Origin of the sequence: Gymnodinialimonas phycosphaerae (assembly GCF_019195455.1) — a bacterium.
GTDB lineage: Bacteria > Pseudomonadota > Alphaproteobacteria > Rhodobacterales > Rhodobacteraceae > Gymnodinialimonas > Gymnodinialimonas phycosphaerae.
Genome location: NZ_JAIMBW010000001.1, coordinates 2,348,291 through 2,365,204, shown reverse-complemented (window position 1 = coordinate 2,365,204; position 16,914 = coordinate 2,348,291). Strand labels below are relative to the sequence as shown.

Here is a 16,914-nt window from a genome sequence, read left to right as displayed (position 1 = left end):
CCGATCCTCACGGCCTTGAAAACCCCAAATAAAGGGCAGGGCAGTTGACCGTTGCGCTGACGCGTCTACGTCGGGGTACATGATTGATGCATTGGTAATAGGCGCGTCCGGCGGGATCGGGCAGGCGATGGTGGCCGAAATGCGGGCGCGGGGCGGCAACGTCACGACCGTGTCGCGGTCTGAGGATGGGCTTGATGTGACGGATGCCGCGAGTGTTGACCGCGTGCTCGGCGCGTTGGAGGGGCCGTTCCAGACCGTCTTTGTCGCCACCGGGATCCTCGCACCGGATGGTGCTGCCCCCGAAAAGCAGCTTTCCGCCATCGACGCCCACACCATGGCTGATGTCTTCGCCGTCAACACCATGGGCACGGCCAATATCCTGCGCCACCTTCCGCGCCTGCTTCCGAAGAAAGGCCGCTCCGTCGCGGCGATCCTGACCGCCCGTGTCGGCTCCATCACCGACAACAAGATCGGCGGTTGGCACAGCTACCGGGCTTCCAAGGCGGCGGCCAACATGTTGATCCGGGGCGCTGCCATCGAACTCTCGCGCACCCACCGCGACGCCCTAGTCACCGCCATGCATCCCGGCACGGTCGCCACACCTTTCACGGCGGATTATGCGGCGAAAAATAAGACCGTGCCAGCGCAAGACACCGCGAAAATGCTCTGCGACGTGATGGAGCGTCTGGAGGCGACCGGCACATTCGTCGACTACTCCGGCGCCGAGATCCCGTGGTGAAGCCGCGCCTGATCCTGATCCTGGGCGATCAACTCTCCCCCGATATCGCCGCCCTGCGCGAGGCCGACAAATCCCGCGACATCGTGTTGATGGCCGAAGTCGCCTCGGAAACCGATTATGTCCCGCATCACCCCAAGAAAATCGCCTTCCTTTTTGCGGCCATGCGCAAATACGCGGAGGCCCTGCGCGCGGACGGCTGGCAGGTCCGCTACACAAAGCTGGATGACCCCGACAACGCGGGCTCCATCCCCGGTGAGATCCTGCGCGCCTGCGACGACGCATCTACGGATGAGGTGCTGGCCACAGAGCCCGGCGAATTCCGCCTGATCGCCGCGCTGGAAGAGATGCCCATTCCCGTCCATCAGTTCCCCGATGACCGTTTTCTATGTTCGCACGCTGACTTCGAGGATTGGGCCGAGGGCCGGAAGGAACTGCGCATGGAATGGTTCTACCGCGAGATGCGCCGCAAGACGGGCCTTCTGATGGATGGCGACAAGCCCGAGGGCGGCAAGTGGAACTATGATCACGACAATCGCAAGCCGCCGCCTGGTAGCGTGGACGCCGCGCCGATGCATTTCACGCCGGACGAGACCGTGGAGGAAGTTCTGGACCTTGTGGGAAGCCGCTTCGATAACAACTTCGGGGACCTGAAACCGTTCTGGTTCGCCACCGACACGGGCCAGGCCCGCCGCGCGCTGACCCATTGGGTCAAGACGGCGCTACCGCGCTTTGGCGATTTTCAGGACGCGATGATGAAAGGCGAACGGTTCCTCTATCATTCCATCATCTCGATGTACCTCAACGCAGGTCTACTGGGCTGGCGTGAGGTATGCGAGGCCGCCGAAAACGCCTACCGCGATGGCCACGCGCCGCTGAACGCCGTGGAAGGCTTCATCCGCCAAATCATCGGCTGGCGCGAATACATGCGCGGGATCTACTTCCTTGAAGGTCCCGACTACATGTCGCGCAATGCCCTTGATCACACCCGCGACCTGCCCGGTTTCTACTGGTCCGGCAACACCGACATGCTGTGTCTGTCCGAGGCGATCACCCAGACGAAGGAAGAGGCCTACGCCCACCACATCCAGCGCCTGATGGTCACGGGCAACTTCGCCCTTCTGGCGGGCATCGACCCGCATCAGGTCCACGAATGGTACCTGGCCGTCTACGCCGACGCCTATGAATGGGTGGAGGCGCCCAATGTCATCGGCATGAGCCAGTTTGCCGATGGCGGCGTCGTGGGCTCCAAACCCTACGTGTCGGGCGGCAACTACATCAACAAGATGTCGGACTATTGCAAATCCTGCCGCTACTCGGTGAAGGAGAAGACGGGCGAGGGCGCGTGTCCGTTCAACGCGCTCTACTGGAATTTCCTCATCCGCCACGAAGATCGGTTCTCCAACAACCCCCGCATGGCGCAGATGTATCGGACATGGGCGCGGATGGATGAGGGCAAACGCGACGAAACCCTCACCAGCGCCAAGGCATTCCTGGAGAAGCTGGACCAGGGCGCCAAGGTATAGCGCTTGGCGGGGCGTGGCTTTGGCACTAGGCTCCGCCCATGTCGCGCACCACTTTGACCCGTCGCGCCGTGATGATCGGCGCGATTTCCATGGCGTGCCCGGCCCGTGCCGAGACCTGGGTGGCGTTTCAAGACCATCTGGTGGCGCTTGTGCCGCCGGGGTTTCACGCAGAGATGCGCGACGACGCCCTTCATGTCACGCAGACCGAGGCCGTGCGGAACCCTCTGACGATGACCCTGCGCGTGACCGCGGATTTTCGCCTGCACCGCCAATGGTTCCCCAATCGTCGCGGTGACATCCGCTATACGATCCAGAACCTCGGCGGCTCAGGTTCCGGCGGCCCAGTTCATGAACTGCGCGCCATGCGGAATGCGCAGGCACCTTTGGCGTTGATCGCGCAACGACAAGCCGAAAGCCGCCCCGATTTCGAAATCGCGCTTGATTTGCTATCCTCCGTCCGTCGCCCACCCGGATGAAAGGCACGCCCATGTCGCAAGCGCACAACAAGACCCAAGCCACCGATGCGGACGTGACCGCGTTTCTAGAGGCCGTGGAACACCCCACCCGTCGCGCCGACGGGCTGGCATTGGACGCCTTGTTTCAGCGGGTGAGCGGCTTCAAGCCGCGTATGTGGGGGCCTTCGCTGGTTGGCTATGGGCGATATGATTACACCTACAAATCAGGGCGGGAAGGCTCTTTTCTGGCGACAGGGTTCAGCCCGCGCAAGGCGAACCTGTCGATCCATATCATGCCCGGTTACGCAGACTACGGCGAGATGCTGGGGCGGTTGGGCAAGCACAAGAAGGCGGTTTCGTGTCTTTATGTGAACAAACTGGCGGATATCGACCTGGACGTGTTGGAAATGATCATCCGCGCGGGGCTTCGCGATCTTGACGCGATTTGGCCCGTTCACCCGGATTGAGGCCGCAGCACTGGTGGTCTGCCGCCTTCTCGAACGCCTGAGCGATCGGCCCATCCTTTCAATGGGTTGGAACCGGTGCCGTGTTGGTCTGCGTCGCGGCCTTGGGCGGCGACCTGCCGGTCCCTTCGCTGAGAATTCTTCCAGGCAGGACAATCCGAAACCTCGCGCCGGACATGTCGCCAGGCAATTCGTTGTCCGCTTCGGGGGGCACAACCTCGAACGCGCCACCCCGGCTGTTGACCAGCTTCGCGATCGCGCTCAACCCGAAGCCATGAACGCCGTCGCGGGCCTCTCCCTTTCGGGTAAGGTCCTGCAGGGTCATGCCGTCGGGCAGACCAGGGCCATCATCAGCAACTTCGATCATCAACATGTCGCGCGAGCGACCCTCGCAAACCCGTACGGTGATGTGATGCTCGCAAAACCGTGCCGCGTTCGACATCAGGTTGCGCACCCCCATCTGCACCATCACCTTGTCGCATTCGACATGGGTTTACGGGACTTCGATCGCCAGGTTCATTTCCGGGTCCACCATCGCTGCGATGTCACCGCACAGACGACCCAGATCAACCACCGTGCGCACGTCTTCGCCTGCCCCAAGGGACCGCGCCCGCTCCAGGGTTGAAGAGATCTGCGCCAAGGCCTCGCTGACGGTATTCGACGCTAGTTGCAACAACTCCCCCTTGCCGTCGCCCAAGTCGTCGAAGTCTTCGAGGACAAGATCGATAAGGCTGGAAACCGTGGCCAGCGGGCTGCGGGCGTCGTGGGCGGCCATGGTTGAAAACAGACGCAATTCATCGAACCGTTCTGTCAGCTCCGCGAGGGAATGGGCGGCGGCGAATTCGCGTTCCTTGGCTTCCGTGATCGACGAGGTCACCCCCAGAACAACGGTGCCGTCGAAGCCCGCAGGCTTGCACAAGCTTGTTTGCCACCAGGTATCCCGCCCCTCCAGCATCAGGCATTCCTCATAGGAATAGGGCGTTTCCGTTCGCAGGCATCGGCGATAGTTGGCCTCCAGACGTTCCGCAAGGCGGGCGGGAAAGATCTCTGCGGCGATGCGACCGGGGAAGAGGGTCTGGGGTAAATCGGTCATCTGAGCAAAGGCGGCATTGGCGTGGACGTATTCCAGCCTGTCGTCAGGCAACAGCACCAGCACGAACATCGGCAGTGCGATGCCGTCCGTCCACCTGATAAGCCGCTCCATCGCGCGGTCCGATTGGCTGCATTGGATCATCGACGTGCTCGCTGCTGTTCAACATTGCCCCGAACCGCAGTCTATCGCGAGTTGCGTTAACAGAACGTTGCGGCGGGCGGGCGACACGTAAAGGACTAGTCCCACCATTGATCGACAGCGGCGATATCTTCGTCGGACCACCCGAAATGATGGGCGAACTCGTGCACCAGCACGTGGGTGACCAGTTCCGCGAGGGTCACGTTACCCCGATCCACCCACTCATCCAGGATCGCGCGGCGAAACAGCCAGATCGTGTCCGGCCCCTCGGGCATATCCATCACTGATTTCTGGGTCATCGGGATGCCGTCATAAAGGCCAGTCAGCTCGAACGGGTCCTCAATGCCAAGACCGCTGAGCATCTCGGGCTCCGCCATGTCCTCAACCCGGATCACCACGTCGCGGGCAGGGCCGGCCCAAGGCTCCCCCAGGGTATCGCGGGCCGCATGGGCGAGGGCTTCGATCAAGGCCAGATCAGGGGCTGTTTGGTCAGCGTTCATGCCCCCGATATGGACAAAACGCGACGCACATGAAAGAGGAAGGCGCGCATTCCCTGAAAGGTCCTGCACATGTCTGTCGTCACCCGCTTCGCCCCGTCGCCAACTGGTTTCCTGCACGTCGGCAACCTGCGCACTGCGCTGTTCAACTTCCTGATCGCCAAGAAGGCGGGCGGGCAGTTCATCCTGCGCCTCGACGATACGGACCCGGAGCGCTCGACCCAGGAATACGCTGACGCGATCCAGGAAGACCTGGAGTGGCTCGGCCTGACATGGGATCGGATCGAGCGTCAGTCTGCCCGGTTTGACCGCTACGCCGCCGCCGCCGATGAACTCCGCGCCAAGGGGCGGTTCTATGAGGCGTGGGAGACCCCGACCGAGCTGGACCTCAAGCGCAAGAAGCAACTCAACATGCATCTGCCGCCTGTCTATGACCGCGCGGCCTTGGCGCTGTCCGAGGATCAGAAGGCCGCGTTGAAGGCCGAGCGGGGCAACGGCGTCTGGCGCTTCAAGCTGCATCATGAGCGGATTGAATGGACCGACGGTATCCTCGGGGATCTGTCGATTGATGCGGCCTCCGTTTCCGACCCGGTCCTGATCCGTGCCGACGGCCAAGTGCTCTATACGATTGCCTCGGTGGTGGATGACACGGATATGGGCGTAACCCACGTGGTGCGCGGCTCGGACCATGTGACCAACACGGCAACCCAGATCCAGATCATGGACGCCTTGGGTCATTCTGCACCGTCCTTCGCGCACCACTCGTTGCTGACCGGGCCCCAGGGCGAGGCGCTGTCCAAACGACTGGGAACGTTGGCGCTGCGCGACCTGCGCGCGGCGGGAATGGAGCCGATGGCACTTCTGTCGCACATGGCGCGGATCGGATCGTCTCAACCGGTGGAACTGGTGGGATCGGTCGAGGAATTGGCCGAGGGCTTCGACCTGAACCACTTCGGCTCTGCCCCCACCAAGTTCGATGTCGAGGACCTCTGGCCCCTGACCGCCAGCGTGCTGCACGAAACGCCGTATGAAGACGTCGCCAATGAGGTCGCCGCCTTGGGCGTCCCGGCCGAGATTGCGCCGGCCTTCTGGGACGTCGCCCGCGCCAACATCGGCACGCGCGCCGAGACGGCTGATTGGTGGGCCTTGCTGCGTGACGGGGCGACCCCGCTGATAGCGGATGAGGATGCGGACTTCGTGGCCGAGGCTTTCGCGATGCTCCCCGATCTGCCTTACGACGAGACGACCTGGGCGGCTTGGACCACGGCTGTGAAAGAGGCCACCGGGCGCAAGGGCAGGGGCCTGTTCATGCCGTTGCGCAGGGCCGTGACGGGGCGCGAAAAGGGGCCAGAGATGGCCGACGTCATGCGCCTGATGCAGGTCAAACCCAGCCTCTGAAGGGGACAAAACGGGCGTTTCACGAATGGGGCATTCGCCCCAGCGATTGACGCGGGGCGATCGGCTAGTTTGGGCTCATCAAACACACCAACCCACTCGGAGCCCACACCATGAAACGCCTGTCCCTTCTTATCGTCGCCGCCCTCCTTGCGCCCCTGTCCGCCACGGCCCAACAATCGGTTGAAGCCGGTCCGACCTGGAACCAGGGCCATGCTGAACAGGTCTGCCCGGCCATCACCGCCTCTCAAGGGGCCACTTGGACCGGCCATTGGTGGACGACGATCGCCAATGAGATGTCCGTCTGCCAGATCCGGTAACGCCCATCCCTTAACGCCCCACTGGCGCCGGACCGCGCGCCGTGCCACGCTGGACTATGGCCCAGTCACAAGCTGTCTTCCTCGAAGGCTCTCTCTTCAAACACATAACCGTCATGTCGCTCACGTCTTCCGTGGGCCTCATGGCCGTGTTCCTTGTCGACTTCATCGACATGATCTTCATCTCGATGTTGGGAAAAGAGGAACTGGCAGCGGCCATTGGTTATGCGGGAGCGATCCTGTTCTTCACCTCGTCTTTCGGGATCGGCATGGCGATCGCGGGCGGCGCCCTGGTGGCGCGGGCCTTGGGGGCCGGGGATGAAGCCCTGGCCCGCCGCCGTGCGGGCACGACGCTGCTATATGGCGTGCTGTTCGGTAGTGTCTTCGCGGCCATCGTCTGGCTGAACCTGCCTGCTCTTGTGGCCCTTCTGGGCGCCAGCGATGCCACGCAAGACCTCGCGGTGGCTTACCTGCGGATCATCATCCCCTCGCTGCCGCTTCTGCTGGTCGGCATGGTCGGCGGCGCGATCCTGCGCGCCCATGGCGATGCACGCCGGGCCATGATGGCCACGATCATCGGCGGCTTGGTGAATGCTGTGCTCGACCCGATCCTGATCTTTGGCCTCAATCTGGAACTGACCGGTGCCGCCGTCGCCTCGGTCTGCGCGCGCATCGCCATTGCCGCTGTCGCCCTGATCCCGATCTTCCGCCACCACGGCGGCCTTGCCAAACCCTCCCTCCCGGACCTGCGGCTCGACCTCTCTCCGATCCTGGCACTTGCCGCGCCCGCAATCCTCACGCAGTTGGCAACCCCCGTGGGTCAGGCCTTTGTGACCCGCTCCATGGCGCAATACGGCGAGGAAGCCGTCGCAGGCATGGCCATCATCGGTCGCCTGACACCCGTGGCCTTCGGCATACTCTTCGCGCTGTCGGGGGCCGTGGGCCCCATCGTCGGCCAGAACTTCGGGGCGGGAAAACAGGACCGCGTCATCCGCACGTACTACGAGGCGATGTTGTTCACCTTGATCGTTGTGATCCTCGTCAGCGCTGTCCTCTTCTTCCTGCGCGAGCCTATCGCGGCGCTTTTCAACGCCACGGGCGATGCCCGTGCGTTGCTGTTCCTGTTCTGTGGCCCCCTTGCGCTGGCGTTCTTCTTCAACGGGATGATCTTCGTGTCGAACGCCAGCTTCAATAATATCGGCTATCCCTACACGTCCACGTGGGTGAACTGGGGGCGGCATACGATCGGGACGATCGTGCCGGTCCTGATCTTCTCGGCCTGGTTAGGGGCAGAAGGCGTGCTGATCGGGCAGGCGGTCGGCGGCGTGGTGTTCGGGCTGCTGTCGTTCGTGCTGATCCGCTGGATCATGGCGACCGCGACGGCTGCCCCGTCAGATGAGCAGGTTGAACCTTTCGCCAGGCATTCCCGGATCTTCGCCCTTTTTCACCGGCACCGCTGATCTGCGGTCAAGACCCTGCGCCCGAACGGCAGGATTTGTCCTGCGGCCTACGCGTAGACTGCCCCCCAACGCTCGATCAGGGCTTGCTGCATGCGCTTGGCAGCCCGGTTGTAGGTGCGAGAGCCGACGGGGCGCTCGCGCTGATCCTCGGGGATCGCGTCACGACGATCCAGATCGGCGCTGAAGATGGTGAAGGCCAGATCGCGCCCGGATGGCGTGCGCGCGAACCCTGCCAAGGTCGAAACGAAGTTCAGCGTGCCCGTCTTGGCCACGACCTCGATCGGATGGCCCTCGATCACATTGCCTGCGTCGTCGCGCATCGGGATGTCTTTCATCAAGTCGCGCAGCAGTCCGTCTGGCCCTGCCGCGACAAGCGCGTGGGTCATGTCCTGCGGCCGGATCCGACTGCCGACGCCGAGGCCCGAGTGATCCACGAACGTCGCGTTCCGCGCGCCCAGGGTCTCTCGCATCCATTCGGTCATCGCGGCCCCTGATTCGGTCAGGCTGGTGGCTTGTTGACCTCCGGCTTGAGTGGCCATCAGGCCCACGACCTCCGCCGTCAGGTTCGTCGACCACCGCATCATTCCGCGCAGGATCTCATCAAGTGGTTCCGACACATGTTCCGCCAGAACCAACGCCGTTTCTGGGGCGGCCAACGCATAGCTCGGCGCGGGCAGGCTCACTCCATGGTCGGCCATCAAGGTCTGGAAAACCTCGGCCATGTACGCAGCCGGGCGTCGCACAGGCAACCAGCGCGACCCGGCATCACCCAGTGCCCCCCGTGCGACGGTCCACGCATCGTGGCTGTCGGCGTCCGAGTAGGTGTAGACAGGGGTCGTCCGCTCTTCCACGCGCATGCGCGCTACCTGAACGGCAGGGCGCAAGGAAGCCGAGCGCGCGTCCATCGAAATTGTGTAGTCCTCGCCCACCCGTTCCCACTCGAAATGGACCCGGTTGAAGTTGAGGTTCAGCGCCGAGATCGACGGATTGTACCCAACATGGGGTAGCTGGCTGGGATCAATCTGCCAAATCTCGGGCAGCGCGCCCGTCGCGACCATGAATCGCCCCGTGACTTCGCGCAGGCCCATGTTGACTATTTCATCGGCCAGACCTGCAAGCGCATCGGTGTCGAACAGCGGGTCGCCTGATCCGACCAACCACAGGTCTCCGTCCAACCTTCCGTCGGCGAGGACCCCGCTTGACACCAGCCGGGTGCGGAAGCGGAAATTCGGCCCCAGGCGGTCCAGCGCGTAGGCGCAGCTGATCGCCTTGGCGACCGAGGCCGGCGGCAGGGGATAGAGGGGGTTCACCACCTCCAGCATCTCACCCGTGGCAGCATCGGCGACGGCGAAGCCGATACGCCCTCCAAGATCCGCTTCGCGCAGGATGTCGGCGGCTTCCGGGATCGTGCGCAGCAGGAAATCCGATGGCCGCACCAACGGGCGCAACGACCGTTCGGGCGCCGCAGCCCAAGCCGCGGGCGCGGTGCTTGCAAGAAGCCCGCTCAGGAAAATCCGTCTGGAAATCATTGGTTCATATCATTTGGCAGCTTGGCCGAGATTACCTTGTAGCGGTGGCCACCCTCAACCCCCCGTCGCGACACGTTTTTGTGCTTCCTGGTGCAGGGTTTCCCTTCCTGGTGAAGCGCGATAGGCGAGAGGGCAATGGACAAGAATTTCCTGCGCGCGTTGCCTCTTATGCTGGTGGCCATGGCCCTGATCCCTGCCGGGGATACGGCGGGCAAGCTTTTGACGGCGGATTTGTCAGACGGCGGCCAGGGGATCGCGCCCGTGTTCGTCGCCTGGAGCCGATTTGCCCTCGGCGCTTTGATGGTCGCGCCTTTCGTTTTGCGACTCGTTTTAGCCCGCCTGTTCACCGATTGGCGCATCTGGCTGCGTGGCTTCATGCTGGTTGGGGGGATCACGTCGATCCTGACGGCGCTCAGCACCGAGCCCATCGCCAACGTCTTCGCCGCGTTTTTCGGTGGGCCCATACTTTCATGGCTCCTGTCCGTGTGGCTTTTGCGCGAACCGTTTTCGGCCTCACGCTTCGGCCTGATCTGTCTCGGGTTCATAGGCGTCCTTCTGGTGGTCAAACCGGGCTTTGGCATGACGCCGGGCATGGCGTTTGCGGCCCTCGCGGGGATTTTCTATGGCTGCTACCTCGTGATGAGCCGTTGGATGGCGGACGTGGCGCGCCCCCGCGCCATGTTGTTTTCGCAGCTTGTCATCGGGGCGCTGGTCCTTGCGGTGCCGGGCGTTGCGGCCATGCCACCGCTGACCCCCTCGATCATGGCCTTCACCCTGACCTCTGCGGCCTGCTCGATGCTTGGGAACCTCTTGCTGATCATCGCCTATCAACGGGCTGAGGCCAGCCGCATGGCGCCCTTCGTCTACACGCAACTGGTCTGGGCCACGCTTTTCGGGGCGCTGATCTTTGGCTCGTTGCCCGACACCCTCGCCCTTGCGGGCATCACCCTGGTGATGGTGTCCGGCCTTGCGTCGCTGCTTGTGCGCCGTGTGGCCGATCCAGTGACGCGGTGAACGCCGCTCTGTGGCATGACCCTTAGGGCATTCACCGGCAGGTCGGGCTAGCCCCACTCCCCCCGTGCCCGTATCTCGGAACTTGACACATCCAGCATCGGCACATTCAGGAAACACCACGCGGGCGGCTCGGCCCGCCCCAGCATCCGCGCGGCACTTGCGGGCATCTTTGCGTCCCGAAATCTTTGCGCCGCCACCGAGGTCCGGGCCGAAATCCTCTGCCCGGGGCGCGCCAGAACACCCACGGGAACCGTTTCCATGATCCATTCCCAGCGCTGCCACCGGTGGAACTGCGCCAGGTTATCGGCCCCCATCAGCCAGACGAACCGCACACCGGGATACAAGGCCCGAAACCGCTCGATCGTCTGCGCCGTGTAGCGCGTGCCAAGGTGCGCCTCGATATCGGTGACTTCGATGCGGGGATGGCTGACCATCGCGCGGGCCGCCGCCATGCGCCGCTCCAACGCGGCGGGGCCTTTCTCTTTCAATGGGTTGCCCGGCGACACCAGCCACCAGACGCGATCCAGGTCGAAGCGCTTCAAGGCTTCCCGGCTCACGTGGACATGGCCTGCATGCGGCGGATCGAACGATCCTCCGAACAGGCCAACGGTCTGGCCCGGCAGTGCAAATGGCAGTTTGTGGCGCAGGGCCCCTGCTCCCTCCAAAAGGCGTTGATGGGGGGGCAGGGGCGGGCTGTCAATCATCGGGCGTCCTAAAGCAGCCGGAAGGGATCGCATCGGGGCGGATCCGTGCCGTGTGGTCTTTGCGGGGCGCGGGGTTCCAGCCCGACGTCGGTGCGCAGGTAATCTGGGATATCGCCGGGCCGGGGTGTGACCGCCGATTTTGGGCGCTGCGAAAGACGCGCCCCCATGCGGCGCAAAAGCCGCCGCAGACCGGCGTTTTGAAACGTGGTGAACTTGCCATGCATGGAACTCTCCATCGGATTGGAAAGCCGCCACGCGCCGGGGGCAGACAGTTTGAGGGCCGGTCATCGACAACCGGAAGACAAAAAGAAAGGCCGCGTCACGGGCGGCCTTGGACGAGGGGCGATGAGGCCCGTCTTGAAACAGCGCTCTAGGGGGTGCGAAGGGCGCCTTTGGGGCGCGCGGATACAAAAAGGATCATCATGGTTGTCTTCCTTGGTTAAGGTCTTCCGTCTTAAACGCGGCAAACCTGGCCGGTCCAGTCGTTATCGCGCGCGCCGCGAGATCGGCGAAAATCCACCTCATCCGACACTATTTAGGTTCATTTTTCTATAGATTGTGTGGCGGTCCCGCAGGGGCGTTAACCGGGCGTTCGGCGGCAATTGATAGCGTTCCTCTGACGAAACGGGACAGTTGCGATGATTGGTACGATGGGCTTGATCTCTGCGGTGGTGACATGGCTTGCCCCGGCGGGTGCGCAGACATTCCTGATGATGGAGATCGCTCTTGCGATCATGCTGTTGTTCACGATTGGCCTGCTGTGCGCCAAGATCCGCGTTTCCAGATTCGCGAACAAGGCGCTTCAGGAGGCCGAGAAGACCCTTGATGATGTCAGCGCCCAGGAAGCGATTTTGCGCGCCGTTGCCCAGAACGCCAATGATGGCCTCGTGTATCAGGATATGGAGGCGCGCATTCTGTGGGCCAATCCGGCCTATTGCCGGATCATGGGCCGATCCCTGGAGGAAGTCATTGGGCGGCGCCCGCAGGAATTCTGCTTTCCACCCAATGTAAAGCCCGATGACGAAGAGATCGAAAACTTTCGTTTTGATCTCGATAGTTACGAATTTCACAACCTCGTCCGACGCCCCAACATGCGCAAGAATGGAGGGCTGTTCTGGCACGAGTTCAACCTCGCCGTGGTGGAGCCTCGGGTTGGGGAAAAGCGTGTGATCCTCGTGTCGCGCGATGTCACCACTCAGGTCAATCGCGAAGAGGAACTGGAGCGCGCCCGCGCCGACCTTCATCACGCCGCCCACCATGATGCCCTGACCGGGTTGCACAATCGCACCGCCTTTCTGGCTGCCACGGATGCGATCCTGCGGCGGCCCGACCCTGATGCGCGCGCTATTGGCCTGCTCTACATCGACCTGGATCATTTCAAGGCCGTGAATGACACCCACGGCCACTCGGCCGGTGATCGGATCCTCGTCCACGTGGCTGACGCGATCCGCGCCTGCGTCGGCCCCAATGACCTCTCTTGCCGTATGGGGGGCGATGAATTCGTGGTGGCCTGTCCGGGCGTCACGGATTTTGATCAATTGCAACATGTGGCCGACCGGATAATGGAGTGTATTCGCACGCCGCTGGAGTGGGAGGACACCAACCTGGAGTGTGGGGCCTCTATTGGCATCGCGCTCAGCGATGGCGATGAAACCACAGCCGCCGATCTGATCCGCTCCGCCGATTTTGCGCTCTACGAGGCAAAGCGCCCCGGCTCACCCCGCGTGGCCCGCTATGACGCCGTCCTTCATAACCGCCAAGAGGCCGAAAATGCCATGATGGAAGAGTTCGTCGATACGCTCGATAACGATGGGATCAGTTTCGTCTATCAGCCTATCCTCGACGGGCGCACCGGCAAGGTCTACTCGTTCGAGGCGCTCGCCCGCTGGCACCGCAGCAACGGAGAGGTCGTGCCGCCCGACGTGTTCCTGCGCTACGCCTCGCGCCTTAACCGCATGGCCGATGTCGATTTCGCGGCCATTCGAGCCACCACCTCATTGGTGTCGGATCTGCGGGCACGGGGGTTCAGCATTCGCGGTGCCTTCAATACCTCGTCCGAGGCGCTGGCCCATCCCGACTTCATGCGCCGCCTCGACCATGAAGCCCGACGTGCCGGGCTCGATACCCAATCCCTCGTTGCAGAGGTGCTGGAAACGACATTCTTCGGGTCTGACACCACCGACAGCGTCGCCGCTGCCCGCATTCTGGAACTGCGCGAAAAGGGCTTTTCCGTCTATCTCGACGATTTTGGCGTCGGCTATGCGGGGTTGTCGCACCTCAGCCAACTGGAGGTCAGCGGCGTGAAACTGGATCGGTCCCTGATCGCCAATGTCACCCACGACCGGTCCGCTCGTATCATCACCACGTCGATCCTGCGTCTGTGCGATGAGTTGGGCGTTAGCACCCTGGCGGAAGGGATCGAATACGCGGAACAAGCGGATTTCCTGATGGCGCACGGATGCTTCCGCCTGCAAGGCTTCGGCATCGCGCGCCCCATGGACCGCGACGCCTTGATCGGAATGGTCGCGAAGGGTGCCCCCATCATCATCGCGCCCGAGCGTACGGTCCACGCCCTCAGCGCCTAGGCTGTCCCGGGACATCGGTCCAACCCTTCGATTGCCGATCCCTCGCGACCCCTCTAAGAGAGGTGCGCAACAGCGATCCTTCAGACGGAGTGGACCAATGGCCGCCTATCAATACGTGTACCACATGGATGGTGTTTCCAAGACCTACCCCGGTGGCAAAAAGTGCTTCGAGAACATCCGCCTCAGCTTCCTGCCCGGCGTGAAAATCGGCGTCGTCGGTGTCAACGGTGCCGGTAAATCGACCCTGATGAAGATCATGGCGGGCCTCGACAAGGATTTCAACGGCGAGGCTTGGTCTGCCGAGGGTGCCCGCGTCGGCTATCTGCCGCAGGAGCCGCAGCTGGACGAAAGCCTGTCGGTGCGCGAAAACGTCATGCTTGGCGTGGCCGAGAAGAAGGCCAAGCTGGATAAATACAACGAGCTGGCGATGAACTACTCCGATGAGACCGCCGATGAGATGGCCGCCTTGCAGGACGAGATCGACGCCAACAACCTTTGGGACCTCGACAGCCAGATCGACGTCGCGATGGAGGCGCTCCGCTGCCCCCCCGATGATGCGCCGGTTGCCACCCTTTCCGGCGGGGAACGTCGCCGCGTGGCGCTGTGCAAACTGCTTCTGGAAGCGCCCGAAATGCTGCTTCTGGACGAGCCGACCAACCACCTCGACGCCGAAACCATCGCCTGGCTGCAACAGCACCTGATCGACTACAAGGGTACGATCCTGATCGTCACCCACGACCGTTATTTCCTTGATGATATCACGTCCTGGATCCTCGAATTGGACCGCGGCCGCGGCATCCCGTACGAGGGCAATTATTCGGCCTGGCTGGAGCAGAAGGCCAAGCGGCTGGAGCAGGAAGCCCGCGAAGACAAGACCCGCCAGAAGACGCTGGAGCGTGAACTTGAATGGATCCGCCAGGGCGCCAAGGCCCGTCAGGCCAAGCAGAAGGCCCGGATCAACGCCTATGAAGACCTCGCCGGCAAGTCCGAGCGCGAGAAGCTGTCGCGCGCCACGATCATCATCCCCAACGGGGAACGTCTGGGCTCCAAGGTGATCGAGATCGAGAACCTCAAGAAGGGCTACGGCGACAAGCTATTGATCGAGGACCTCTCCTTTGCGCTGCCGCCCGGCGGCATCGTCGGCGTCATCGGCCCCAACGGCGCGGGGAAATCCACCTTCTTCCGGATGCTCACGGGCCAGGAACAGCCAGACGCGGGCACCTTGGAATACGGCGATACGGTGGAATTGGCCTTCGTCGACCAATCCCGCGACGCCCTGAAGGGTGATGCGACGGTGTGGGAAGAAATCTCGGGCGGTGCAGAAATCATCGAATTGGGCGACGCGAGCATGAATTCCCGCGCGTATTGCTCGGCGTTCAACTTTAAGGGCGGCGACCAGCAGAAGAAGGTCGGCCAGCTGTCAGGCGGCGAGCGCAACCGCGTCCATATGGCCAAGCTGTTGAAATCCGGCGGAAACGTCCTGCTGCTTGACGAGCCGACCAACGACCTCGACGTGGAAACCCTCCGCGCCCTGGAAGACGCCCTGACCGATTTCGCCGGCTGCGCCGTCGTTATCTCCCACGACCGCTTCTTCCTCGACCGCATCTGCACGCATATTTTGGCGTTCGAGGGCGAGGCCCACGTCGAATGGTTCGAAGGCGACTTCTCGGCCTACGAGGAAGATAAAAAGCGTCGTCTGGGCCCGGACGCGCTGGAGCCGAAGCGCCTGAAGCACAAGAAGTTTGTTCGGTAGGGGGAGGACGCCGCAATACTACCCATAGGGTGGTAATCGTCCCGCCATACAAAATCAGCCCTTCTGGACCCCTTTTGTTCTTGTCGTTGGATAAGAATCATGGCAGTCATAATGCGGCAGTGGATCGAAAGTGCTCATACCACCGCGTGGCAGGTGAGCGGATCGTAATGCGACAACCGCAAATCCTGCCCGGAAGCTGCAAGCGCTTAGCGGCGCTGTGTCGAAACCTTAGTGGGAAGTAGGCTAAGGCGGTCCGGCAGGACTCTGGGCTGTGCCTAGAATAACCTGAGCGGGAAGCCGTCGAAGCGCCGGGCCTGATGTTAACTAAGGTGCGGCAACCGCCGGAATTGGGGCGGTATATAAGTACTGAGCGTGTAACAACGTTCGACCGGTCGGACATCGCACGAGGGCTAAGGCCATGCGGTTTACGATCAAAATAAAGTGGCGCGTTCGCTATGCTGACATTGTTGGCTCGGCATCGTTGCTACTGGCGGTCATTGGATTGTTCTGGTGATTGAGGGTGGCTTCGGCCACCCTTTCCATTCCTGACCGTTCGATCCGCCGCTTTGCCAATCGCGTTCATGAACGATTGATTCAATGACTGCTCTGAGTGCTCCGTGCGACACTCAAATTTGCGGGAAAACCCTCAGTCCCGTGCGGACTTGGAACCGGGGCGTCAAACTTATGGTTAACGAGTTGTTGCCGACAAAGGCTTATTCGATCTAAAACAATGACTTGAGCCCTTTGTGCATGGTGCTCACCTTCGGCGTTTCTCCGCTCGTGGACGCACCTTTCCCTTGCTTTTCACGCAAGAATCCCCCATACAGCGCTCGCGACCGTTACCGCACTCGTCCGCTGTCTCCTCTACCAAGGCCTCAGTCTCGATCTGCTACCCAACTGACGCCACACCGCCGCAGGCACGCGGGCGGGACTACACATACTAGGAGACACACGATGGCCAATGGCACCGTGAAATGGTTCAACTCTACTAAAGGCTTCGGCTTCATCGCACCCGAGACGGGCGGCAAGGACGTGTTTGTGCACATCTCTGCTGTTGAGCGCTCCGGTCTGACCGGCCTCGCCGACAATCAGAAAGTGACTTACGACCTCGAAGCTGGCCGCGATGGCCGTGAGAGCGCCGTGAACCTGAAGGCGGTCTAAGCGACCCCTCAGCGACTATGCTGAACTGACGATGGCGCGCCCGGAGACGGACGCGCCTTTTTTGTGCTCGGGTGCGGCGACACTGAC

At 62.4% G+C, this 16,914-nt stretch carries 16 protein-coding genes; 11 read left to right on the top strand and 5 right to left on the bottom strand.

Annotated features, from left to right (window positions below):
* Positions 1-79: 79 nt before the first annotated feature.
* From KUL25_RS11750 to KUL25_RS11735, 4 genes are read left to right on the top strand one after another with little or no spacing between them, the layout of a single operon-like run.
* A complete protein-coding gene (locus tag KUL25_RS11750) occupies positions 80-739 on the top strand; it encodes an SDR family NAD(P)-dependent oxidoreductase (protein WP_068359036.1) in 660 nt (219 codons plus the stop codon).
* Positions 736-2,262 (top strand): cryptochrome/photolyase family protein, encoded by a 1,527-nt coding sequence (locus KUL25_RS11745; RefSeq protein WP_257893108.1) that lies wholly within the window; start codon positions 736-738, stop codon positions 2,260-2,262. The genes KUL25_RS11750 and KUL25_RS11745 overlap by 4 nt, the downstream gene beginning before the upstream one ends.
* A gap of 38 nt (positions 2,263-2,300) precedes the next feature.
* Entirely contained in the window at positions 2,301-2,738 is a 438-nt protein-coding gene (locus KUL25_RS11740; RefSeq protein WP_257893107.1) for a Tsi3 family protein, read from the top strand.
* Positions 2,739-2,749: 11 nt separating this feature from the next.
* Positions 2,750-3,184 (top strand): DUF1801 domain-containing protein, encoded by a 435-nt coding sequence (locus KUL25_RS11735; protein ID WP_257893106.1) that lies wholly within the window; start codon positions 2,750-2,752, stop codon positions 3,182-3,184.
* A 58-nt stretch (positions 3,185-3,242) separates the two neighbouring features.
* On the opposite strand, the gene KUL25_RS11730 is transcribed toward KUL25_RS11735, so the two are convergent.
* From KUL25_RS11730 to KUL25_RS11720, 3 genes are all read right to left on the bottom strand, one after another.
* Entirely contained in the window at positions 3,243-3,650 is a 408-nt protein-coding gene (locus KUL25_RS11730; RefSeq protein ID WP_257893105.1) for an ATP-binding protein, read from the bottom strand.
* A gap of 24 nt (positions 3,651-3,674) precedes the next feature.
* A complete protein-coding gene (locus KUL25_RS11725) occupies positions 3,675-4,415 on the bottom strand; it encodes a PAS domain-containing protein (RefSeq protein ID WP_257893104.1) in 741 nt (246 codons plus the stop codon).
* 95 nt (positions 4,416-4,510) lie between these two features.
* The gene (locus tag KUL25_RS11720) at positions 4,511-4,912 is read right to left on the bottom strand and encodes a metallopeptidase family protein (RefSeq protein WP_257893103.1); all 402 of its coding nucleotides are present in this window, start codon (positions 4,910-4,912) and stop codon (positions 4,511-4,513) included.
* A 69-nt stretch (positions 4,913-4,981) separates the two neighbouring features.
* Here KUL25_RS11720 and gltX point away from each other — a divergent pair, with 69 nt between their 5' ends.
* From gltX to KUL25_RS11705, 3 genes are all read left to right on the top strand, one after another.
* Entirely contained in the window at positions 4,982-6,307 is a 1,326-nt protein-coding gene (gltX, locus tag KUL25_RS11715; RefSeq protein ID WP_257893102.1) for a glutamate--tRNA ligase, read from the top strand.
* A gap of 110 nt (positions 6,308-6,417) precedes the next feature.
* Positions 6,418-6,624, top strand: coding sequence for a mannan-binding lectin (locus KUL25_RS11710; RefSeq protein ID WP_257893101.1), 207 nt, complete (start codon positions 6,418-6,420; stop codon positions 6,622-6,624).
* A gap of 56 nt (positions 6,625-6,680) precedes the next feature.
* Entirely contained in the window at positions 6,681-8,081 is a 1,401-nt protein-coding gene (locus tag KUL25_RS11705; protein ID WP_257893100.1) for an MATE family efflux transporter, read from the top strand.
* 47 nt (positions 8,082-8,128) lie between these two features.
* Here KUL25_RS11705 and dacB read toward each other — a convergent pair whose 3' ends face one another.
* A complete protein-coding gene (gene dacB / locus KUL25_RS11700) occupies positions 8,129-9,610 on the bottom strand; it encodes a D-alanyl-D-alanine carboxypeptidase/D-alanyl-D-alanine endopeptidase (protein ID WP_257893099.1) in 1,482 nt (493 codons plus the stop codon).
* A gap of 135 nt (positions 9,611-9,745) precedes the next feature.
* Here dacB and KUL25_RS11695 point away from each other — a divergent pair, with 135 nt between their 5' ends.
* Positions 9,746-10,624 carry a DMT family transporter gene (locus KUL25_RS11695; protein WP_257893098.1) on the top strand — a complete coding sequence of 293 codons (879 nt, stop codon included), beginning with the start codon at positions 9,746-9,748 and terminating at the stop codon, positions 10,622-10,624.
* A gap of 47 nt (positions 10,625-10,671) precedes the next feature.
* On the opposite strand, the gene KUL25_RS11690 is transcribed toward KUL25_RS11695, so the two are convergent.
* Positions 10,672-11,328, bottom strand: a complete 657-nt coding sequence (locus tag KUL25_RS11690) for a nicotinate-nucleotide adenylyltransferase (RefSeq protein WP_427854427.1) — start codon at positions 11,326-11,328, stop codon at positions 10,672-10,674.
* A gap of 638 nt (positions 11,329-11,966) precedes the next feature.
* On the opposite strand from KUL25_RS11690, the gene KUL25_RS11685 reads away from it, so the two are divergent.
* From KUL25_RS11685 to KUL25_RS11675, 3 genes are all read left to right on the top strand, one after another.
* Positions 11,967-13,913 (top strand): putative bifunctional diguanylate cyclase/phosphodiesterase, encoded by a 1,947-nt coding sequence (locus KUL25_RS11685; RefSeq protein WP_257893097.1) that lies wholly within the window; start codon positions 11,967-11,969, stop codon positions 13,911-13,913.
* Positions 13,914-14,010: 97 nt separating this feature from the next.
* Positions 14,011-15,666 carry an energy-dependent translational throttle protein EttA gene (gene ettA / locus KUL25_RS11680; RefSeq protein WP_257893096.1) on the top strand — a complete coding sequence of 552 codons (1,656 nt, stop codon included), beginning with the start codon at positions 14,011-14,013 and terminating at the stop codon, positions 15,664-15,666.
* 954 nt (positions 15,667-16,620) lie between these two features.
* Entirely contained in the window at positions 16,621-16,827 is a 207-nt protein-coding gene (locus KUL25_RS11675) for a cold-shock protein (protein WP_011456742.1), read from the top strand.
* Positions 16,828-16,914 lie beyond the last annotated feature (87 nt).